This window comes from Streptomyces sp. NPDC015661 (genome assembly GCF_043077765.1).
In the GTDB taxonomy this organism is placed as follows: domain Bacteria; phylum Actinomycetota; class Actinomycetes; order Streptomycetales; family Streptomycetaceae; genus Streptomyces.
The window spans coordinates 195149-213283 of sequence record NZ_JBIBST010000009.1 but is presented as its reverse complement, the minus strand read 5'-3'; the positions used below and the strand labels follow the sequence as shown (position 1 = coordinate 213283).

The following is an 18135-nucleotide window of genomic DNA, read 5'->3' as shown; positions in this document are numbered from 1 at the left end:
AGTCCGAGAGTGAGCAGTGCGGAAGTGAACGGGGTAGCGGGCGGGATCCACCGGTTCGTCGTGTTCGGCGACATCGTGGGCTCCGGGACCCTGGGCATGGCCGAGAAGGAGCTGCAACGCGCCGCGATGTACGCCGCCTTCGACGAGGCGTACGGCTCCGTCGGCGTCGAACCCGGCACCTTCCACCAGGAGGACCGGGGGGACGGCATCCTCGCCGCCCTGCGCCCCGACGTGCCGCCGACCCTCATGGTCGGACGGTGGATCGACACCCTCTACGAGAGCCTGCGCGCCCACAACACGGGCCGCGGCCGGCGCCTGCGGCTGCGGATCGGCATGAACGCCGGGCTCGTCGCGCAGGACGCGCACGGGCTCGTCGGACGGGCCGTGGACCTCGCCGCCCGGCTCTGCGACAGCGCCCCCGCCAAACGGATCATGGCGGAGAGCCCCGAGGTCGACCTCCTGATCGTCGTCTCCGACTGGCTGTACGGGAACGTGGTCGCCGAGGGCGGGCGCTACGTCGAACCGGACCACTACCGGTCCGCCCGGGTCCGCTCCAAGGAGACCGACGAGACCGCGTGGTTCCACGTACCGCGCAGCACCGCCCCGCCGCTGACCGCGTCCGAGGAGGGTTCACGGACCGGCGTTTCCGAGGGGGGTACACGGACCGGCGTTGGGCCGTCGCGGGGGGACGGCCCAACGCCTCCGACCAGCAGTGGGCACCGTACGTTCCACGTCGGGGGAGACCTGCTCGACGTCCACGGCAACACCATCCACGGGGACTTCACCGGCATCCGGAAGAGCTCGGGCACGGGGGCGGGTGAACCGCAGTGAGCGACGACGACGAGTCGGCCACCGGGAACGACGGCCCCGACTCCGGCCACGACCGGGACGACCGGGGCGACCGGGGCGACTCCCACGACCGGGGCGGCGACCGGGGCGACCGAGGCGGAGACCGCGGTGATCGGGGTGGTCGCGGTGACCGGGGCGACCATGGGGGCCGGGGCGGCGACCGCGGCGACCGGGAGCGCGGCGACCGGGACCGCGAGCGCGGCGACTCCTCCGGCGAGCAGGCGCGTGAGCCGAGCGTCTTCGACACCGCCGACCGCGGACCCCTCGGCGGCGAGAGCGACACGGGCGGCGCCGCCACCGCGCTCCGGGCCGTCCGCACCTGGGCGGGCGGCGGGGCCGACCGCCTGACCACCATCCACGGCGACGGCACCGTCTTCGAGGGCAACCAGATCTTCGCCCTGTACGGCTCCGACCGCTCCCTCTTCGTCCAGGGCCCCGTCCCGCCCGAGACGCTCGACCACCTCGGCCGGGTGTACTGCGCGACCGCCGGGTATGCCCGGATGCGGGACCGGCTCCGCGACCACCGGGTCCTCGTCCTCTGCGGCGAACCCGGCAGCGGCCGCAAGGCCACCGCGCTCGCCCTCCTCGACGAACTCACCGGCGGCAAGGTCTTCCGCCTCGACCCCCGGCACGGCGTCGACGAGATCACCGAGGACGTCCTCCAGGAGAGCGGCGGCCACCTCCTGGAGCTGCTCACCGAAGACGTCCGCACCGAGAGCGAGCCGCGCCCCGGCCGGGGCGAGCACGGCGGCACCGCCCGCCGCCCCGCCACCCGCCTCTCCGAACTGCACCTCGACCGCTTCGGCGAACTGCTGCGCGGCCGCGACGCGTACGGGGTCGTCCTCGTCGAGAACGGGGAACTCGCCGACCGGCTCCTGCGCGGCCGGTACGGGATGTACTGCGCGCCCCCGCCCGCCGACGAGGTACTCCAGCGCCACCTCTGGCACCTGCTGCGCGCCGAGCCCGACGGGGCCCTCGGCGCCGCACGCGCGCGTGCCGGGCGACCGGACGTCGTCCGGGCCCTGGGCCTGGAGGAGCTCCGGCCCCGTGAGGCCGCCCGGCTCGCCGACCACCTCGCCCGGCACTGGCGCGGCGAGATGACGGACGAGCAACTCCTCGCCGAATGCGCCAGCTTCGTCCGCTCCCAGGCCCGCGAGTGGTTCGCCGGTGCCGACCGCCCGGGCGCGCTCCCGGAGGCGCTGCCCGTCCTGAACGCCGGCGCGTTCCGCATCGCCGTCGCCGTCTTCGACGGCTCCGCCTACAGCCTCGCCGCCGAGGCCGCCGAACTCCTCGCCTGGGAACTCGCCGTCACCCTCGACCCCGAACACGCCCCCGGGCGCCGCCTGTTCGGCACCCACGCGGAACACCGGCCCGTGCAGGCACGGGCCGTCCTGGAGGACGGGGAGCTGGACCTCGGCCCCGCCAAGGTGCCGGTGCGGGCCGTCCGCTTCCAGGGCGAGGCGCTCGCCGCCGCCGTCCTCGGCGAGATCTGGCACGGCTACCACAACGTCCGCGGCCCGGTCGCCCGCTGGCTGCGCGCCCTGTGCGACGACCCGCGCCCCGAGGTGTGGGTCCGCGCCTCCGTCGCCGCCGGGGTGCTCTGCTCCTGGGACTGGATCCACGGCTTCCGCGAGCTCGTGGTGCCGCTGGCGGTGACGGACGAGCCGAGGGCCCGGATGGCCGCCGCCACCGCGCTCGCCGAGGCCGCCCGCGACCCGCGCGTCCGGCCCGCGGTCGCCGCCGTGCTCAAGGACTGGGCCGGATCCGGCGAGGACACCCTCGTCCGCACGGCGCTGCTCGCCCACGGCTACGTCCTGGCCGCGGCCGGCGTTCCCGGCTCGCTCGACGCCCTCGCCCGGGTCGTCAGGAACCGCGAGGCGACCGACGTCGACGTCCTCTGGCCCGCCTCCTTCAGCGTGGCCCGGCTGCTCGCCTCCGGGGAGCCGGAGCCCGTGCTGCACCGGCTCCACCAGTGGCTCGAAGACGGCCGGCTCAACCTCGCCAACCTGGTCCACCTCGCCGTCATCCGCGCGCTGAGCACCCGGACCACCCACCTGTGGGGGCTGCGCGAGGTCCCCGAACTCGACGAGCACGCGGCCCGCCCCCTGCTCGTCGCGCTGCTCGCGACCCGGCCCGGACTCGCACCCGAGCTCGCGCGGCTGCTGCGGCACACGCTCGCCACGGCCCGCTCCGGAGAGGCGGCCCTCGAAGCCCTCGGCGGCATGCTCCGGCGCGCCGCGAAGGACCCCGAGGCGCTCGGACACGTCCGCGCGTTCCTGCCGCGCCTCGCGGTGGACCGCCGCGACCGGGACCGGCTCAGGGGACTGCTGAACGAACTCGTCCGGGACCGTGACCGGCCCCTGGACAGAAGCGCGGCGCGCCGGATGTGGGACGCCGTGACGGAAGGAGCGAACCGATGACCGGGCCCGAGCAGAACAGGAACGCGCGGCCGGACGAGCGGGCGCGCCGGTACGAGCGGGACCGCGACGAGCGCGAGCGGTACGACGAACGGGACGGCCGGGAGCGGCAGCAGGACCAGGGACGCGACGGGCGGGAGCGGTACGAGGAGCAGGACCGGCGGGAGCGGCAGCGGTACGAGGAGCGGTACGAGCGTCGGCCGTACGAGGGACAGAACGGCGGACAGCACTCCGGCGGCCGCGACGGGGACGAGGAGCCGGACCTCGACCTCGACCGCGTACGGGAAGAGGAGGCGGAGCAGTCGCGCGGCCCGGCGCGACGGCACGCGGCGGCCACCGGCGGATCCGCCGCCCCGGGACGGCCGCGCGGGCCCCTCATCGGCGAGTACGCGCCCCCGTACCGCCGCCGCAGCGGCAAGGTCGCCGCCGTCCTGCTCTACCGCAACGGCGGCCACCGGGTGGTCTGGCCGGACCGCACCGAGGACGTCAACAAGCCCCTGTTCGGCTACCCGTACACGGTCTTCGAGGTGCGGCTCGGACGCAACGTCACCGAGTTCCGGCTCCAGCTGCCGGCCGCCGGGGACGGCGTCTTCTTCGACGCCGTCGCCAAGGTCCAGTGGGTGGTGACCGACCCGCACCTCGTCGTCCAAGAACAGGTCGAGGACGTCGCCGAGCTGCTCCACGACGAACTGCTCGACGGCCTGCGCCGGCTGTCCCGGCGGTTCCGCATCACCGAGGCGCACCGTGCCGACGAGGCCGTGCGCGAGGAACTCGCCGCCGGACGGCTCAGCTTCGGCCGGGACATCGGGCTGCGGACCCGGGTCCTCGTCTTCATCGACCTCGACGACTCGGTCAAGGCCGAGGTCTCCCGGCGGGACATCGTCGGCGTCACCATGGAGGCCGACGAGCGCGTCGCCGAGGCCGAGCGGCGCAGGGAGGCGGCGGACCGCGCCCTGGTCGCCGAGCGCGCCCGCGAACTGGAGGCCCTCTTCCGGCGCGGCGACCTGGCCCAGATCGCCCACCACATGGCGATGCACCCCGACAAGCAGTGGGAGATCCGCAGTCAGCTCCAGCAGGAACGGCGCGAGGGCCAGGAGGACTACCTGCGCGTCTTCAACCGGCTCCTGGACACCGGTGTCCTCGAACGGCACGACATCGGCGAGCAGATGTACCAGGTGCTCATGTACCTGCGGTCCCAGACCGGCGGCGTCCTCGGCGGCATCACCGACCGGGTCCTCAACCCCTCGGGCGACGCCCCGCGACGCCGCCGCGCCCTGGAGGAGGGCTCCCCCGAGCCCAGCGAGCCGGACTGGGACGAGGGCCACCGGGACGCCGGGCGCGGGCCACGGGACGAGGGCCACCGGGACGCCGGGCGCGGGCCACGGGACGAGGGTCACCGGGACGCCGGGCGCGGGCCCCGGGACGAGGGTCACCGGGACGCCGGGCGTGGTCCCCGGGACGAGGGTCACCGGGACGCTGGGCGCGGTCCCCGGGACGAGGAGCCCGGCGAGGGCCCGCGTGAGTCCCGGGTCTACGAACCGACCCGCGTCGAGTCGGGCTCCGAGAGGGAGCGGGGGAGGTCCCGGACCCGCCGCGACGACCGGTTCGACGACGGACGCGACCGGTACGAGCCGGACGCGTACGAGCGGAACGACCGCTACGACCGCGACGACCCCTACGACCGCGAGGTGCCGCGCCGGCCGCCGACCAGGTCCACCCGGCCCAGCTCCGAGTTCGACGACTGGGACGACGAATGAGCACCCCGGAGCCCGCACCCGCACCCGCACCCGTGCCCGTGCCCGTACCCGACCGGGCACCGGCGACCGCGCCCCTGCCCGTACCGCCCGGGGAGCTGCGGTTCATGGCCGAGCGGCTCCTCGCCACCGTCCGGGAGGACATCGGCCGGGCCGACACCAAGGCCGCGATCCTGCTCTCCGGCGCCCTCGCCTTCCTCGCCGTCGTCTTCTCCGGGGACCGAGCCCCGCTCCCCACGGACGGCACCGGACTCGCGTTCCTCCTCGCGGCGGGCGCGCTCTGGACCGCCGGGGTCCTGATGCTCGTCTCGGTGGTCCTGCCGCGCACCAGGATCGGCGCGGACCGCACCCTCCTGCGCGAGCTGGCGGCCGGCCCGTCCGCGCCCGCGCTCCGCGAACGGCTCGGCGCGTCCGGCACGGACGCCACCGACTGGCTCCTCGAACAGGCCGGCGTGCACGGGCTCGTGCTCGCGGCGAAGTACCGGTGGCTGCGCCTGGGCGTGTTCGCGCTCGTGCTCGGCGCCCTCCTGGCCCTCTTCAGCGAACTGTGGTGAGAGAGAAGATGCAGTGGAACACCAAGGGGAGCGCCCTGCTCCTCGCCGGGGCGCTCCTCGCGCTCTCCGGCCCGCTCGGGGCGCCCACCGCCTCGGGCGCGGCCGCCGCCGGGGCCCTCGGCGCGCCCCGTACGGCCCTCACCGCCGCCGGGACCGCCGGCACGCCCCGTACGGCCGCCGACCCCGCCGAGGGGCCCGACCCGCTCGACTTCGCCGTCGTCGTCGACCAGTCGGCGAGCCTCGCCGACAAGGACCTGGCGCGGGAGACCGAGGCCGCCGCGCTGCTCAGCCAGGGCGAGATATCGGAGCGGTCCCGGGCCGCCGTCATCGGCTTCGGCAGCTCCGAGAAGCCCGGCCAGTCGCCCGTGAGCGACATCTGCACGCTCACCGTCGCCGACGCGGCGGGCCGCGAGCGCCTCAGCAAGTGCGTCCAGCAGCTGGGCCGCCGCGACGCCGCCCGCATGGGACCCGGCACCGACTTCCCGGCCGCCATCCGGCAGGCCGTCACCCGCCTCACGGAATCGCGCGGCGCCGAGAGCGGGGCGAAGACCCCTGCCGTCCCCAAGGTCGTCTTCCTGCTCACCGACGGCAGGCTGGACGTCGCCGACAGCCCCGAGTACGGCACCGACCGGGACACCCGCCAGTCCAACGGCGCACGGCGGCTCACCGAGGAACTCGCCCGCGCCCGCGCCGCCGGCGTCCAGATCTGGCCGCTCGGCTTCGGCAGCGAGATCGACCGCTCCGCGCTCACCGCGATGGCCGAGGGCGGCTACCGGGGCGCCTGCTCCGACGTCCCCGGCTCCGTCCCCCGCATGCGGGTCGTCGGCACCTCCGCCGAGATCGACAAGGCGCTCCAGGAGACCTTCGCCGCCGCCCGCTGCGCGCGGATCGCCCAGGGCACCGTCGGGAAGCCGCCCGCCGACCTGACCGTGACCATCCCGCCGATCGCCACCGACGGTTCCCTCACGGTCGCCAAGCACGACCCCAAGGTGCGGGTCACCTACTACGACCCGGCGGGCCGCAAGGTGCCCGTGCGGGGCGAGTTCGACGGCTCGACCTTCGAGGTGAGCGGCCAGGACGGGCCGGTCGAGGCGCTGCGCGTGAAGGACCCGCTGCCCGGCGCCTGGCGCGTGCACATCGAGGCGCCGGAGGGCCACCGCGACCGGGAGGTCGCCGTACGGGCCATCTGGCAGGGCCGGCTCCGCTCCGACGTCACCCTCGACCCGGCGTCCCCGCGCGCGGGGGAGAAGGTCACCGTGCAGGTCCGGATGCAGACGCGGCGCGGGGTCGTCATCACCGATCCGCGGCAGCTGGCCGGTCTCACGGCCTCGGCCGAGGTCGCCGGCGCGGGCTTCCAGCCCTTCACCTTCACGCTCGCCGACGACGGCCGGGCCCCCGACGCGAAGGCCGGGGACGTCCGCTTCACCGGCACCTTCACCCTGCCCGCCGAGGCCACCGGCGAGCTGGAGCTCGTCACGCGCATGGCGGCGCCCGGCATCACCTCCGACCGGCGCCCCGTGCACGCCCGGCGCGGCCCGGACGTGCCGGTGCTGACCGCGGGGCTCGTCGTCGACCGCGTCACCGTCCACCCGGGCGGCACCGTCCGCGGCACCCTCGACGTCACCAACAACGACACCGCGCCCCACACCCTGCGGCTGGCCCTCCAGGACCGGACGCCCGGCGCCGAGCTCACCGTCGCCCCGACGCAGGTCACCGCCGTCGCGGGCCGCAGCACCCGCGTCCCCTTCACGGTGACCCTCGCGCCCGGCACGGCCCTCGGCGAACTCGGCGGCCGGATCGAGGTCGTGGACACCGGCGACGGCGACACGGTCCTCGACACCGCCTTCCTGGACGTCCTCGTGGTGGCGCCGCCCACCTGGTGGGACCGCTGGTGGAAGGCCGTCACCGGCGGCGCCGTCCTCGTTCTCGTGCTCGCCGTCCTCACCGGCATCCGGCTCGTCGCCCGGCGCCGCCGCCGCGACCTCACCGGCGTCAAGCTCGAACTGCTCGACGACGACCGGTCCCTCTTCGAACTGACCATCCGCAAGGGGCAGAGCCAGAACGGAACCTTCGCCTTCACCGTCGACGAGCCGTACGGGGGCTCCGCGATGCTCCGCCCGGTCCGCGGCGCCGCCTCCTCCACCGCCCACGAACTGCGCCGCAACGGCTCCGGCGAACTGCTGCTGCGCCCCCGGGGCGGCAGGCAGGTGCCGGTCAGGCCCGGCGAGCCGATCGGTCTTGGCGAGCACGAACTCATCGTGCGGGGCGGGCGCGTGCCCACCCCGCGGAGGATCCGTACCCCCCGGCGGCCCGGCCCCGGCACCGGCACCGGACGGGGCGGCGGCACCGGCCCCGGCACGGACCCGGGCACCGGCCCCGGCACGGGGTCGGGCTCCGGTACGGGGTCGGGCACCGGTCCCAGCACCGGTTCCTCCTCCGGGGCGGGCGGGCCCGGCGGGACCGGCGGGTCCGACACCTACGACGTGAACTTCTGAACGGGCACCGAGGAGAGACGACATGAAGATCTACCAGCCCATGCTCTTCGTCGGACTCGGCGGCACCGGCGGAAAGATCGGCACGGAACTCGAACGGCAGCTCCGCCGGGAACTGTGCGGACCCGACGGCACCGACCTCGTCGACGGCGGCCGCCGGCTCCCCTTCCAGCTCCCCGACTGCCTGCAGTTCGTGTACGCCGACTTCAGCGAGGGCGAACTGCTCGGCTACCCCCAGTTCCGGGCCAAGGGAGCCGAGGGCGCCGCCTTCGCCCGCACCTCCCGCATGGTCCGCGACCTGCTGCCGACCGACTTCGACTCCTCGCCCGAGGTGACCCGCATGCTGCGCGTCTCGCTCCCCGAGGAGACCCGGTCCTGGCTGCCGCCGCAGGCCCGCCAGCCGCGCGTCGCCCCCCTCAACAACGGCGCCGGACAGCTCCCGACCGTGGGGCGCTCCGCGCTCTTCGCCACCCTCCGCTCCGGACTCGAACCCGTCCTGCGGCAGCTCCGCGAGGCCATCGGCGCCATCGGACAGTCGGCCGGCGACCTCAAGCGGGTCGGCGGCGGCCGCATCCGGGGCTGCGACGTCTTCGTCGCCTTCTCCGTCGCCGGCGGCACCGGCGCCGGCATCTTCTACGACTTCCTCCACCTCATCGGGCACGAGTTCCGCCACGCCAAGGTGCCCGGCGTCAAGATCTACCCGCTCGTCGTCATGCCCTCCGCCTTCACGCCCGAGGCCGGCGGCGGACGCGAGGCCGAACTCAACGCCGCCCGCGCCCTCGTGGACCTCTCGCGGCTCGTCGACGACCAGAACGTGCCCGACGCCCTCGACACCGTCGGCGACGTCGAGGAACGCGGCCGGCTCAGCGTCACCTACCCCGGCGACGGGCTCGTCGCCCTGCGCCCCGCCACCATGCAGACCGCCTTCCTCTTCTCCAAGCCGGCCGTCATCGGCGCCGAGGACCTGCGCCGCTCCATCACCGCCATGGTGATGTCCCTGATCGGCACCGAACTCGGTGAGGACAACGGCGGCCCGGGCAAGGGCGCCGACGACGACTACCAGTCCTTCGCCGCCAGCTTCATCAACAAGGCCGTGGAACGCTCGACCCCGGCCCGTTCCGGCATCGGCTACCGCGGCATGTCCACCAGCCTCGCCGCCTCCCTCACCGTCCCCGTCGACGACCTCGCCGAGATCGTCGCCGCCCGGCTCCTCGCCCAGGCCGTCCGCGGCATGGCCGAACGGGCCAGGCGGCCCGCCCGGGACGGACAGGACCAGGTCCGCGACCTCTTCACCCGCTCCGGCATCGGCCGTCTGTGGAGCCGCGAGGCACCGGACGTCCCCCTGCCCGAGCAACTGCCACGGGGAAGCCGGGACATCACGCAGGAGCTCCGGCAGCGGCTCAACGACATGGAGGACTCCCTCCAGCGCCTCGACGTCCACCTCTCCCGCGAGATCCCCCGCCTCACCGAGGACTTCAGGCCCGGCGCCGGCGCCCGCGAACTCCTCGGCCTCGTCGGCCCGTTCCAGCTGCTCACCATCCTCGCCGGACTGCCTGGCCACCCCGACCGGGTGGCCAGGGAGGGCTTCACCGGCATGCTCGACAACCGGCGCAACGACCCCGAACGGCCCCCGAACGTCCAGGGCCACGCCCCCAACATCCCCCACATCAAGCGCAGCGTCGGCGGAGTCGTCCCCGCCCGGTGGACCGACCCCGACGTCCAGGACACCCTCGCCGCCCAGCAGGCCTGGTACCAGTGGCGGGCCCGCGTCCTCTGGCACCGCGGCTGGCAGGCGGGCGAGAACCAGTGGCGGCCCTCCCTCAACCGCGTCACCGCCGAGGTCGCCGAACTCGCCAAGGTGCTCCGCGCCCACGAGCAGGACGAGGCGAAGTCCTTCTCCGACAGCCGCCGCGAGCTCTACCGCGACGACCGCGCCGGCATCGCCTACCTGCTGCCCCCGCAGAACTCCCTGCGCGCCTTCTACGACGACGTCGTCGACCGCCTCGCCCAGAGCGAGGGCCTTCCCGAGACCACCGACGCCGCGACCCTCCTCGACCGGCTGGTCGCACCGGACGACTGGCGGCGCGCCCTCGACGCGGTCCGCCGCTCGCCCGGGGCGGCCGTGAAGGAGATCAAGCAGGTCGTCGAGCGGCGGGTCAAGCGCCTCTTCGGCGAGGCCAACGAGGACGTCTTCGCCCGCCCCCTGCTGCCCTCCATGGAGCTGCTGCTGCGGGCCGCCGCGGGCGACGAGACCGCCGAGTCGAAGGTCGACCCGCGCTGGCTCGACCAGTTCCGCGCCCGGCTCGCCGGACTCCTCCCGGTGGGCTTCATCCCGGACGGCAGCGGCCCGCTCAAGATCCTCATCGTGCATCCGGCGAGCGAGTCCGACGGCCGGGCCGCCGACTTCCTCGCGCAGGAACTCAACCTGCCCTCCCGGGTGTTCCCCGAGTGCCGGGCCGTCGACACCGACTCCATCACCGTCGTCTTCTTCCGCAGCGGCATGAACCTCACCGACATCTCCGAGGTCCGCAGCGTCCTCAGCCTCTGGTCCGAGGCCCGCGACTCGGCCGGTGAGGAGGACTTCCTGCACTGGCGCCAGCGGCTCGGCTACCAGGACGACTGGCTCGTCTCCACCGAACAGGACCGGCAGCGCATCCTCCACCGGCTGCTCTGCGCCCTGTGGAACGGCCACATCGCCGCCGAGGGCCAGCCCGAGTCCCCCGGCCTCGTCCGGATCCGCCTCCAGGAGGGCGAGGGCGCGACCATGTCCCTGCGCCTGGAGGGCTTCGACGGCTCGCTCTCCAGCTGGGCGGGGCTGCTGCGCGCGTACGAGCGCTGGGCGCTGCTCGACGAGGGGCAGATCATCGAGCAGTTCTGCGAACGGCTGATGCGCGCCCTGCCCCAGGGCCTCGCCCAGGTGCCGGTACCGCCGTCGCCGCTCTTCACCCGCTTCGTGGAGGACGTCGCCCCGCGCCAGCTCGCCCTCATCGACGAGATCGCCGCCGAGTACGGCGAGGCGGACAGCGAATGGCTCGCGCCGCTCCGCCACTTCTGGTCGGTCACCTACCCGGGCGCCCTCGACATGCGCTTCCCCAGCGCGGCCCGCCCGACCCGCCCGACCCTCCGCGCCCTCTACGACCGCCACGCACCACGCCAGGGGCAGGGGCAGGGGAGGGGCCGGGGCCCGGGGCAGGCGCGTCCGCGGGGGCAGGGCCAGGGGCGGGGTTACGTCCCACAGGCCCGCCAGGACCCCCGACCGCGTCCCCGGTACGAATCCCCCTCCCGGCACGAGAACGGCGCCGGGTACGAGGAGTACGAGTCCGGTCCGGCGTACGAGTCGGGGCGTGCGTACGAGTCCGGTCCGGGGTACGAGTCGGGGCGTGCGTACGAGTCCGGTTCGGCGTACGAGTCGGGGCGTGCGTACGAGTCCGGTCAGGCGTACGAGTCGGGGCGTGCCTACGAGCCCCGTCCGGGGCACGACGACGGCCCCGGGCACGAGTCCCGGCCCGGGGGCGACGAAGCTGCCGGGCGCGAGAACGGGGCCCGGCGTGATCCGCGTTCCGCGTACGCGAACGGGCCGTCCTCCCCGCCGCCGTCCGTCTACGAGGGCGACTGGGAGCTGGAGCCCGAGCCGGACCTCGGGCCCGACGAGGAGGGCTACGACTCGGGTTACGGCTCGGGTTACCGCTCGGGTTACGAGGCGGACCGCGGCCCGGAGTCCGGGCCCGCCGACGACGAACCGCGCCGCCGCGACCGGGCCGGTGAGGCGGAGTGAGCCCACACGTCCTTCCCGTCCTGCCCGAACGGCCGCTGCCGGGCCACGCCGTCTGCCTCGACCTGCGGACAGCGTGGCCGGGGGCGCCGGGGGCGTACGACTCCGAAGCCGCCGTCCGCGCGGCCCTGGACGTCCCGCAGCCCGGCGGCGCGCGGCGCTTCCTCGTCGTCGACGAGGCCGACCGGCTCGTCGCCCACCAGCTGCTCTACGAGCGCCTCTCCTCCTACGGGCCCGCGCACATCGTCTGCCTGGCGGTCGGCGTCCGGGGCGAGCGGACCGTGAGCCGCTCCCTCACCCTCCGCCCGCCCGCCGCCGGCGTCCTGTGGGTCTTCGACTCCACGGAGGACGGCGTCCCGGGCGAGGCCGTGCTGCGCCCGCTCGTCGACGTGCTGTCCACGCCCGAGGTCTTCGACGCCGTCCTCCGCGCGCTCGGCGGGGTGGTGCACGGCGTCGCCGTGCCGGCCGTGCGGATCCTGGAGCACGACCTCACCGACGAGGCCAGGGCCCGCGCCTGGCGCCAGGCCCTGGAGGGGCTCACCGGACCCGAGGTCCCCGCCGGGAACCTCTCCGCCGACCAGGTGCCGGGCGCGCTCGCGCTGCTCCTGGACGAGGGCGTCCCGCGCTCCCTGGCCGGCCACCAGTGGCTGCCGCCGCAGGGCCGGGCGGGGGCCGGGCTCGCCGCCTGCGACGCCGCGGTCGGAGAGGCCGTCGAGGGCTACCGGCGCGTCCGGGGCCCGGCCGGGCTGCTCACCGGGGCGGGCCGGGGCGTCGACCTGCCGGCGGACATCGAGCGGGTGACGGAGGAGCTGGGCCGGTTCCGCATCGCCGTCGCGGACGCGTTCGGCGCGGCGGGAGGCACCCGGCTCACCGCCGAGCACCGGGGGGTGCTGCGCGACCGCGGGGTCGAACTGCCGGAGCTGCCGCGGGAGATCTCACGGGCCGGGATCGTCCCGGCGCTGCGCGACCTCACCCACGACCTCATCGGCAAGGGGCTGCCGCTGCGGTCCGTGGCGGCCCGTCTCTCCGCCCTGTCCGCGCGCACCGCGCCCGTGGGCAGCGCGGCACGGCTCGCCCGGCTGGACGCGATCTGCGGCCCCGAGCGGCTGCGGCGGCTCGGCGCCCGGTACCCCTTCACCGCCGGCGGTTCGCGCCCCGCGGCCTTCGCCGTGACCGGGCTCCTGGCGCTGCTCGCCGGGATCTGGCCGCTGCTCGGCTGGGTCCTCGGTCCCGCCGTCGGTGTCCTCGCCGCCGGACTCGCCCATCTGATGCTGCGCCGCAGACCCAACCGCTCGCCCGACGGCCGGATCGACGGCGGCGGTGCCACGGGCGCGGCGCCCCGGCTCTTCGGCGGGCTGCTCGGCGGCCTCGTCGGGGCGGGCCTCGGCCAGTTCCTGGGCCTGCCCGTGTGGGCGGGCGCGGTGGCGGCGACCGTGTCCGTGGCGGCCGTCGTGCTGCTCGCGCTGCGCGACTGGAGCCGGGCCGTGGACGACTGGTGGGCGCGCGCCGACCCCGAGGAGGCCTGGCGGATCCTGCGGGAGATCCAGACCCTGGTGGTCACGACCGCGGTGCACGACTGGCTCTTCGCCGAGGTGCGGCACCACTGTTCGGCCGGGGCGGGAGCCGTGGCCGGGCTGCTCCGGGGTCTCGCGGAGACCGCCGACGCGCACGGGCAGCCGCACGCGGCACGGCCGGCCGGCCGCCCGGAGACCGAGCCCCCGCCGGTCCGGGAGACCGGTGCGGCGTCCTGGAGCTGGGAGGACTGGAAGGACGAGGCGGACGACTGGGGGGACGGGCCGGAGGCCTGGGGAGAGGGAACGGAGGCCTGGACGGACGGGGCGGAGACCTGGGGGGAGGGTCCGGCGGACGACCACTGGTCCGGCAGGGACGAGGAGCCCCTGGTGGCCGAGCCGGAGCCGTCTCCGTTCGCTTCCCCCGGGGACGTGACCCCGCCCCCGCCCCCGCACGTGTCCCTCCCCGCGCCCGGCTGGCTGGAGCGGCGGTACGGGGACGGGGGCCCCGCGCTCGTCGACACCCTCGTCGGCGACCTGGTCGCCGGGACCGTCCTGATCCTGGACCGGTGCTGGGCGGGCATCGAGCGCGACCCCGGGGCCCTCGCGCGGGCCGGCCACGAACGGCGGATCACGGAGCTCCTGGACGAGACCCGGCTCCGCCTGGAGCGGGACGTGGCCGCCTCACCGCCGCCCCGGTACGAGGGCCTCGGCGACCCCGAGGCGCTGACTTCCCTCGCGGCCTTCACCGACCGTTCCGACCGGCCCGACGCGGCCCGCCTCACCGGGGTCGCCGCCGACGCCGTGGCCCGGCTGCTCCTGGCCGAGGACGACCCGGGCCGTACGGTCGCGCTGTGCGGACCCGAGCACCTGCGGCTGCTCTCCCACGATCCGCTCGCCGCCCGGCAGGTCCGGTTCGTGCCCGAGGCGATGCGGCGCGGGGCCGCCGGGGACGACATCTGGCGGGGCACCGCCGAGGACGTGGTGTGGACCGGCGCGGGACGGCACGCCGGCATCCTCCGTCTCGTACCGCTGCGCGCGGACGTCGTGCACACCGTCCGCGCCGAGGAGGCGGGAGAACCGTGACCGACCCGAACCACCCGAACCACCGGAACCACCCGAACCACTGGAACGACTCGAACCCTCCGAACCCCTTGCGCGACGCGAACTACCCGAGGGACCCGAGGGACTCGACGGACCCGAGGGACTCGACGGATTCGACCGACCCGACCGACCCGACCGACCCGACCGACAAGGTCCACCCCGGCGATGCGAACCATCCGATCGGCCCGGACCACCCCGACCACCTGAGGGAGCCGACCCCGCCGACCCATCCGTACTACCAGGAGCTGGAGTTCCTCACCCACCGCGAGGATCCGGTCCGTTTCACCGTGCGCTACGGCGAGGACCACCGGCCGCCCGGCCGTCCCGGCATCCTGGCGCGCCGGGCGACCTTGGGGAGGGGCTTGCCCGTCCTCCAGTACCGGCTGACCACGTCGGAGCAGGGCGACCCGGACGCGTACGGCCTCCTGGAGCGGGAGGTGGAGGCGGCCGTGGCCCTCGAACGGCGCTACGGCGGGGCCAGGTTCGGCGCGGTCTTCGCGAGGATCGTCGGCTTCGACCTGACCGCCGCCGAGCCCTTCGTGCTGTACCGCCCGCCGACGGGCCGCCCGCTGTCCGAGTGGGCGGGGCGCCTCGGCGTCGAGGACCAGGAGCGCATCGCGGGCCAACTCACCATGGCCGTACGGCTCCTGGGCGAGGCGTCGCTGGTGCACCGGGCCATCGCGCCGGACACCGTACGGTGGGACGGCGCCCGGGTCCGGCTCTGCGAACCGTACGCGGCGCAGCGCGCCGGGGAGGCCCGCGAGCCCTTCGGCGGCGCCCCCTGGGCCTCGCCGGAACAGCGCGCGGGCCGGGGCGCCGCAGACCCGCGCGACGACCTGTGGTCCGTCGCCGAACTCGCCTACTACCTGCTGGCCGGCCGCCCCGACCGGGGCGAGGGACCCCCCGCCGACCTGGCGGACTACCGCCGTCTCGCGGCGCTCGGGCAGAGCGGGCTCTTCGCCGCGCGCGCGGCGGACCGGCCCCACCCGGCCGAGCTCATGCGGCTGCTGCACGTCCCCGACCCGCTCGCCACCGGGCTCGGGGCGGCCGACCCGCTCGACCGGTGGCGTACCGAGTACGACCGCCAGATCGCCAGGAAACGCGCGGCGACCGCACCCCACCGGGACCCGGAGGAAACGCCCCCGCCGTTCCCACGACAGGGGCGTCCCTCGCTCCGGGACCGGATCTTCGGCGGAGGCGACACCTCCCGTCCCGTCGAGCCCGTCGCGCCGCCGGAACCGGCTCCGCTCCCCGCGTCGCGGAGCCGGATGTGCCCGCACTGCCTGCTCCCCGTCGAGTACGACGAACGGCTGCTCGTCACCATCGACGCCATGGGCAACCGGATCCGGCTCGACCTCAGCGCCGAACGCCGCCCCGGCCATGTCGCGGACGCCCTCCGCAAGGCCTACCACCTGTGCCCGCACACCGCGGACGGCGACGAGCAGCACGAACTCCCCGTGCCCTACCTCACCAACGGCGAGCCGCTGTCGATCGCCCTCGTCGGAAGCTCCTCCGTCGGCAAGACCCACCTCCTCGCCGCCATGCTCGGCGAGGTCGAACTCGGCGGCCTCGAACCGTACGGACTCAAATGCCGGCCGCTCAACCCCGAGGCGCACAGGACCTTCGTGCGCGAACGGGTCCAGCGGCTCAGGGAGGGGCGGCAGCTGGGCCGTACCGGACAGCAGACCTTCGCCCGGTTCGCCGACGGGCTGCTCGTCCAAGCGGGCGGCGCGACGCCCCGGCCCGTCGTCTTCTTCGACCTCGCGGGCGAGGACCTCGCGCAGGACGGGGAGGTCGGCCGCTTCCTCATGGGCGTCGACGCGTTCCTCTTCGTCCTGGACCCGCTGCGCGCCCTCCGGCTGCCCGGGCTCGACCCGGTACGCGAACAGAGCGGGCTGCGGCGGCGCGACCTCGGCGACGAGGCCTTCACGACCGTGCTCAACCGCATCCCCCGGCAGGCCGGCGGACTCGTCGCCGCGCCCGCCGCACTCGCGGTCAACAAGAGCGACCTCGTCCGCTTCGAACCGGTCGTCGAACGCTGGCTCGGCCGGGCGCTGCCCGGCCGCCACGACCCGGCCGCGGTCCGGGAGGAGAGCCGGGACGCGTACGCCTTCCTCGCCCACCACGCCGGCGCCGCCTGGCTCAAGCCCTTCGACGACTGCGCCGACTGCACGCTGCACTTCGTCGCCGCGACCGGCGGGCAGGCGCGCGGCGACCGATTTCCGCACGGGGCCCGGCCGCGCCGGGTCCTCGCGCCCTTGCTGTCGCTCTTCGCCCTGTGCGGGCTGCTGCCCGGGGCGGAACCAATGGAGGGGATCGTCCGATGACACGGACGGAGCACGAGGCCGACCAGATCGTCTTCCGCTGGGACAGCGAGAACCTCACCGGCAACACGGGCTTCGGGCCGGTCGCCTGGTCCGGGCCGCGCGACGAGGCCGAGAGCCTCTTCCGGATGTCCGGGCCCGTGCTGCGGGCCAGCGGGGAGGAGATAAGGCCGGCCCTGATCCGGCTGCGGGAGCGCGGGTACGTGATGCTGATCCGGCGCGTGCCGTTCACGGACACCGACGGTCGGACGTCCGTGCTCTGCCACGCCCTCGTCGGCGCGCCCACCCTCCTCAACCCCTCCGTCTGCCTAGGGCTGCACGGCTGGGAGTGGGAGGGCGCCGCGAACGCCGCCGGCGCGCGCGGACGGCTTCCGCTGGTCCCGGCGGAGGCCCTCGCCCCCGGGGGTGGGCTGGCGGAGCTGGACCGTCGTCTGCCGTACGTGGCGGAGGAACTCGTCGGCGCGGTGGCGGAGTTCCTGCGGCACCCGGAGGGACCGTTCACGATCCTCGACGAACGGGGCGGCACCGCCTGTCCCGTGCTGCGGGGCCTGCAGAGCATCGTCGGCGCGGTCACCAGGCAACCGTGGACCTTCGCCACTCACGACACGCTCGAACTGCCCACGCTCCGGTACGCGTTCGTCGGCGGCTGGTCAGGGGCGGCGAGCCGCAACACCGAGCGGCGCCGCGTCGACCCGCGCGAGCGGTGCGGCGACCGGGCGGAGGAGATCGCGACGCGGCTGGTCCGCCACCACCTGGCGGAGGTCGAGGAGAACAGCCGGGACCATGTGGTCGCCAGAGTCCTCCGCACCACGGCCTCCACGCACCGGGGCGCCCTCCTGGACATGGCGGCCAGAGCGGCCGACACCCTGGACGCCCTGGACCACCGCGGCCCGGGCCCGACCACGAGAAACCACCCACCCCGAACCCACCGCCCCCGAAACAAGCCGGACTTGACCCCCCAGGACCAGCCGGGCCAGAACCCCCGACACGAGGACACGCCGGGCTCGGGGTACGGGGGCGCACGGGGCTCGGGGTACGGGGGCGCTCCGGGCCCCGGCTACGAGGGCGCTCCGGATCCCCGGGATCAGGCCGACCCGGGCTCTCGGAACCAGGGCGCTGCGGATCCTCGGTACGAGGGCGCCCACAGCTCCTGGAACGAGGGCGCTGCAGATCCTCGGTACGAGGACGCTCCGGACCCCCGGGACCAGGCCGGCCCAGGCTTCGGGCAGCAGGGCACCCGTGGCCCCGGGGGCGAGGCCGGTCCAGGTTCCCGGCGTGAGGGTGCCCATGGCCCCCGGGATGAGGCCGGCCGGGTTCCCCGGTACGGGGATGGTCCGGATTCCCGGGACCAGGCTGAC

8 protein-coding genes are annotated in these 18135 nt (G+C 75.4%); all 8 read left to right on the top strand.

Annotation, left to right across the window (positions count from 1 at the left end):
* Positions 1 to 9: 9 nt before the first annotated feature.
* From ACF07V_RS25160 to ACF07V_RS25125, 8 genes are read left to right on the top strand one after another with little or no spacing between them, the layout of a single operon-like run.
* Positions 10 to 831, top strand: a complete 822-nt coding sequence (locus ACF07V_RS25160; RefSeq protein WP_392157350.1) for a hypothetical protein — start codon at positions 10 to 12, stop codon at positions 829 to 831.
* Positions 828 to 3269, top strand: coding sequence for a hypothetical protein (locus ACF07V_RS25155; protein WP_392157348.1), 2442 nt, complete (start codon positions 828 to 830; stop codon positions 3267 to 3269). Before ACF07V_RS25160 ends, ACF07V_RS25155 begins: the two co-directional genes overlap by 4 nt.
* Entirely contained in the window at positions 3266 to 5023 is a 1758-nt protein-coding gene (locus ACF07V_RS25150; RefSeq protein WP_392157347.1) for a hypothetical protein, read from the top strand. The genes ACF07V_RS25155 and ACF07V_RS25150 overlap by 4 nt, the downstream gene beginning before the upstream one ends.
* Positions 5020 to 5574, top strand: coding sequence for a Pycsar system effector family protein (locus ACF07V_RS25145; protein ID WP_392157345.1), 555 nt, complete (start codon positions 5020 to 5022; stop codon positions 5572 to 5574). The genes ACF07V_RS25150 and ACF07V_RS25145 overlap by 4 nt, the downstream gene beginning before the upstream one ends.
* Positions 5571 to 8069: a VWA domain-containing protein gene (locus ACF07V_RS25140; protein WP_392157344.1), complete on the top strand. Its 2499-nt coding sequence runs from the start codon at positions 5571 to 5573 to the stop codon at positions 8067 to 8069. Before ACF07V_RS25145 ends, ACF07V_RS25140 begins: the two co-directional genes overlap by 4 nt.
* A 22-nt stretch (positions 8070 to 8091) precedes the next feature.
* Complete coding sequence (locus ACF07V_RS25135) at positions 8092 to 11841, top strand: tubulin-like doman-containing protein (protein ID WP_392157343.1); 3750 nt, start codon at positions 8092 to 8094, stop codon at positions 11839 to 11841.
* Positions 11838 to 14435, top strand: coding sequence for a hypothetical protein (locus ACF07V_RS25130; RefSeq protein WP_392157341.1), 2598 nt, complete (start codon positions 11838 to 11840; stop codon positions 14433 to 14435). Before ACF07V_RS25135 ends, ACF07V_RS25130 begins: the two co-directional genes overlap by 4 nt.
* On the top strand, positions 14432 to 16780 hold the full coding sequence (locus tag ACF07V_RS25125; protein ID WP_392157339.1) for a hypothetical protein: 2349 nt from the start codon (positions 14432 to 14434) through the stop codon (positions 16778 to 16780). Before ACF07V_RS25130 ends, ACF07V_RS25125 begins: the two co-directional genes overlap by 4 nt.
* Positions 16781 to 18135 lie beyond the last annotated feature (1355 nt).

Excerpts from the sequence above, each read along its gene's own strand:
- ACF07V_RS25150 (WP_392157347.1), top strand. The coding sequence starts at position 3,266 with ATGACCGGGCCCGAGCAGAACAGGAACGCGCGGCCGGACGAGCGGGCG.
- ACF07V_RS25145 (WP_392157345.1), top strand. The coding sequence starts at position 5,020 with ATGAGCACCCCGGAGCCCGCACCCGCACCCGCACCCGTGCCCGTGCCC.
- ACF07V_RS25135 (WP_392157343.1), top strand. The coding sequence starts at position 8,092 with ATGAAGATCTACCAGCCCATGCTCTTCGTCGGACTCGGCGGCACCGGC.